Raw genomic sequence first — 4,053 nt, 5'->3', positions numbered from 1 at the left:
AGCCCTTTTTCGGAGGGCTCCGTCCGTAGAAAACTCCATGAAGGATCGGCCCCATGGGACTACAATGGCTTCATCATCGATCGAGGCGTTGCGGTCCCTTTTTCACTTCCCCTCGCCGTGCCGTCGTTTTTGCCTGCCCTGCCTGAGAATGACTGGGAAGGAGCCATGCAGGCAGGCGGCGAATTCGGCATAAACACTGGCAAATGATGAATGGAGGCGCTTGCGTATGCTGCAGTTTACGAGGTACTTTTTGGGGGCGGCGAAGGTCGCTGCGTTCTGCCTGTTCTCCCTGGCGTGCCTGACGGCGGCGGAGAACGTGGCCGCGGCGGGGCCCGGCGAGGCCGAAAAAACGCCCCCCACCCTCTCGGCCGCCCGTGCCGTGGACGGGTTTGCCCTCCGCGCGGCGGCGGAGTTTCGGAAGTCAAACGGGGACTTCTTCTTCTCCCCCTACAGCATCCTGTCCGTGCTGGGCATGGCCTACGAGGGCTCCGCAGGCGTAACCCGCGAGGCGATGGCGAAGGCGCTCTCCCTGGACGACGGCTTTCATGCGTCCCTTGGGGCCCTGTCCGCCGGACTGCGGGAACGGATGGACGGACAGGAGGGGCAGCCGGTCCTGAACGACGCCAACCGCGTGTGGCTGATGAAGGGGCTGGTGCCTCGAAGCGGGTTCGGCGACGTGCTGAGCCGGGACTACGGCGGAGCGGCGGAGGAGCTGGACTTTAAGGATGCGCCGGAGGAGGCCAAACAGAGGATCAACGGCTGGGTGTCCGACAGGACGAAGGGCCGCATCAAGGACCTGATCCTCGACGTACCGAAGGACACGCGCATGATCCTGACGAACGCCGTGTACTTCAAGGGACGGTGGCTCCGGCCCTTCAGTCCGGAGCTCACGGTTCCGGAGCCCTTCCATGTCTCGGAAACGGAGTCGAGGGACGTCCCCATGATGAAGGCGGACGAGGAGTACCTCTACGCGGAGGCGGAGGGGGTGAAGCTCCTGAAACTGTCCTACGGCGGGTCCGCCAGTATGCTGCTGGCCATGCCGCAGCAGGGTGCGATGGACGAGCTGCTGAAGGACCTCGCCCATCGCGACGGGCTTGACCTCATCCGCCGCTGGCAGGCTTCCATGACCAAGCACCAGGTGGACGTGTGGCTGCCCAAATTCAAGATGGAGGAACGGTACGAGCTGAAGGAGCTCCTGACGGCGTTAGGGATGGGGCAGGCCTTCTCGGACGCCGCAGACTTCTCCGCCATGACGGAGGACAAAGAGCCGATCTGCATCGGCAGCGTCGTGCACAAGACGTTCCTGGAGGTGGACGAGGAGGGGGCCGAGGCCGCCGCGGCCACGGGCGCGACGATACACTTCGCCACGGCCCTGCTCCCGCAGGCTCCGCCGCGCGCGGAGTTCCACGCCGACCGGCCCTTCCTGTTCTTCATCCTGGACGACGCGACGGGAGCGATCCTTTTTATGGGGACGCAGAGCTTTAAGTGACCCGTCAAGGGCCCCGTTGGATTCAAAAGCCCCTGTGGGGCAGTCCCCCTTGCATAAGCAGACTGCCATAAGCAGATTACCAACGAGTGTCACGAGTGGTGTGGGTCGCTTAGTTGCTTCACCAGGGGCCTTATCAGGGGCTTCATCAGGGGGCCAAGAGTACTAGGTATTTCTTTCAACGCGACCTGGTATCCGCTCCAAAAGAGCCGAGGTCCCAGGGGAAGGGGCTTATAGAAATATGAAATACACAAGGAGCTTCTCCGGTCTTGGGGAAGCTCCTTTCATTTAAGACCGCAAATCAGCTTGCGTCCTCAAAAATGCTTCATCACGGATTTCGTCACTTTTTGAACATACCCTGGATGTCACGGCATTCAATCCGATTTTCAGGATCGAGAGACTCCTTTATAGCCGCAACGGTCTTTTGTTCATGGGCCTCTCCCTTTTCGATCTCGCTCAGGTCATGGACAAGAGATTGCAGGTTTTCCTCCGAAAGTGCGTGGATACGGCGGTGCAGATTTTTTCGGGTCTTTGCGTTTTGCTGCGGGCCACGTTCATCTTTTGCAGCTCCTCTCGCTCTCCGCTCTTCTGTTGCCAAAAGGGCCTTTCCCCGAGCGGGAAAGGCCCTCCTTAAAAATCAACCTCGACGTTTTTACGATTGCGCCGAGGATTTTCGTTGGTGGAGGCGGAGCGCCTTGTAGAGGTATCCACGACGGAAAAGTCTCGTCTCACCACCTGATTTCCTCAGCAATCCCCCGCTGGCACGGAGGTGTGCTCCCTGGACGATGAGGCAGGGTAATGGGGTATTTGGGAGTGCGACTTATTTTGAGAGAGACGCTTTTCCTTTATCTTTAGAATTTTCTCCTGAATGAACAGAGCATCGGCTCTGACCTCCGCCCGATAAGCCTCCTTAGTCATAGCCTGACGCCGCTCTTCATTGGCCTCACGGATTCTATGTATATCTTCAATGGTAAAATCAGGACTGATTTTCGGCTTATTCATCTGCATCATCTCCCAGCATTACAGTTGGAGACACGATATCAAGTAGCTTGAAATATCCCTTCATGGTGTTGATCGTTCTGACCTTTTGAATCGTCGTCATACGCACCATGTGTTTGAAGTTCCAAGACACGATCACGTCACAGCCGCTTATCGTAGCAAAAGCGATGTGTTGACAATCTCCCATACTCTTACGTGACAGGACTCCGTTTTCGACATAAGCTTCGGCTAAAGCGTCCACCTCATCCGTTTGAGGCAGGAGAGCATAGTTTATAGTACCCAAATAGCCCAGTAACTCCGATTGCTTGGGTTCGAAGCACTGCTTCAACTCCATAAGCGTGATATCCGATATGACGACCTCATACCTATCCGACTCGAGCATCCGCCAGAACGACAATGTGTCCTGCATCTTTTCAGGAACGTCTTCATGCTGCAAATGGCTTATCACGGACGTGTCCAAGTAAATTCTTTGCTTGCCCATGCTGCTGTCCTTCTTTCATGTATGTTAATTATAGCAGCCTGTAAAGCTCAGCAAGAACATCCCCTCATGATTTTGAAGAGGAGGTAACAGAAAGAACAGTCTAAAAATGACGATATTACAGTGCTGGTGACCTAGCTCCACCGGTCAGATGGTGAAGCACTGGGAGCGCGCCATAGTTTGATTTCCGTATTATAAGGATAATCCTTGTATTGCGGTGGCAAAGGCAACCCTTCCAAAAGTATCGAGAGAGGCGTTTCAAGCAACATCAGATTTCTGCCTCTGGCCTCCGCAAGCTGCAGGTCCTTTTTATAAGCCAAAGATATGCTCAGTCGGAACATTTCACGCCACACTTTTTGAACATACCCTGGATGTCACGGCATTCAATCCGATTTTCAGGATCGAGAGACTCCTTTATAGCCGCAACGGTCTTTTGTTCATGGGCCTCTCCCTTTTCGAGCTCGCTCAGGTCATGGACAAGGGATTGCAGGTTTTCCTCCGAAAGTGCGTGGATACGGCGGTGCAGATTTTTTCGGGGCTTTACGTTTTGCTGCGGGCCACGTTCATCTTTCGCAGCTCCTCTCGCTCTCCGCTCTTCTGTTGCCAAAAGGGCCTTTCCCCGAGCGGGAAAGGCCCTCCTTAAAAATCAACCTCGACGTTTTTACGATTGCGCCGAGGATTTTCGTTGGTGGAGGCGGGGGGAATCGAACCCCCGTCCGACATGGGCCGACCGTGGCGGCGCTACAGGCTTAGTTTTCTTTTAATTGTCGTCCGAGGTTAGGCAGAAAACGGCCTTCCTCTTTCCAAGACCTCTGGTCTTTTCCACTTCGGCAAGGTCCGACGCGAAGCGGAGCATCCGCCTGAAATGACGTCTCCGGCGGGCCGGCAGAGGAACCCATCCTTCAACGTGGCAGGCTTAAGCCGCCAGTGCGTAGTTATTGTCGACGTTTATCGTCTTGTCCGAATGTTTAACGAGGATTACGGACATAGCTCGGCCTGCTCCTCCAGATCCTCCGCGTGCCGTCGAAGCCCTAGCGCCCCCGGCATTTGTTGCTAAATCAACTTTATTCCATCCGATACATGTGCGTTG

The 4,053-nt window shown here is 55.7% G+C and carries 5 protein-coding genes and 1 other RNA gene; 2 read left to right on the top strand and 4 right to left on the bottom strand.

Annotated elements, in window-relative coordinates; all coding sequences use genetic code 11:
* Both ABLA28_RS10760 and ABLA28_RS10755 read left to right on the top strand, forming a co-directional pair.
* A partial coding sequence (locus tag ABLA28_RS10760) for a hypothetical protein (RefSeq protein ID WP_347713665.1) occupies positions 1-207 on the top strand: 207 nt, incomplete at its 5' end.
* 19 nt (positions 208-226) lie between these two features.
* Positions 227-1,489, top strand: coding sequence for a serpin family protein (locus ABLA28_RS10755; RefSeq protein WP_347713664.1), 1,263 nt, complete (start codon positions 227-229; stop codon positions 1,487-1,489).
* Positions 1,490-1,826: 337 nt separating this feature from the next.
* Here ABLA28_RS10755 and ABLA28_RS10750 read toward each other — a convergent pair whose 3' ends face one another.
* From ABLA28_RS10750 to ssrA, 4 genes are all read right to left on the bottom strand, one after another.
* Positions 1,827-2,084: a hypothetical protein gene (locus tag ABLA28_RS10750; RefSeq protein WP_347713663.1), complete on the bottom strand. Its 258-nt coding sequence runs from the start codon at positions 2,082-2,084 to the stop codon at positions 1,827-1,829.
* Positions 2,085-2,230: 146 nt separating this feature from the next.
* Positions 2,231-2,488: a hypothetical protein gene (locus ABLA28_RS10745; protein ID WP_314718639.1), complete on the bottom strand. Its 258-nt coding sequence runs from the start codon at positions 2,486-2,488 to the stop codon at positions 2,231-2,233.
* On the bottom strand, positions 2,481-2,966 hold the full coding sequence (locus ABLA28_RS10740; RefSeq protein WP_347713662.1) for a hypothetical protein: 486 nt from the start codon (positions 2,964-2,966) through the stop codon (positions 2,481-2,483). The genes ABLA28_RS10745 and ABLA28_RS10740 overlap by 8 nt, the downstream gene beginning before the upstream one ends.
* Positions 2,967-3,649: 683 nt before the next feature.
* Positions 3,650-4,005: a transfer-messenger RNA gene (gene ssrA, locus ABLA28_RS10735) on the bottom strand.
* Positions 4,006-4,053: the final 48 nt, after the last annotated feature.

Origin of the sequence: uncultured Fretibacterium sp., assembly GCF_963544685.1 — a bacterium.
GTDB lineage: Bacteria > Synergistota > Synergistia > Synergistales > Aminobacteriaceae > CAJPSE01.
Note: the sequence above shows the minus strand (reverse complement) of the source record. Positions and strands in the feature narration are given on the sequence as shown.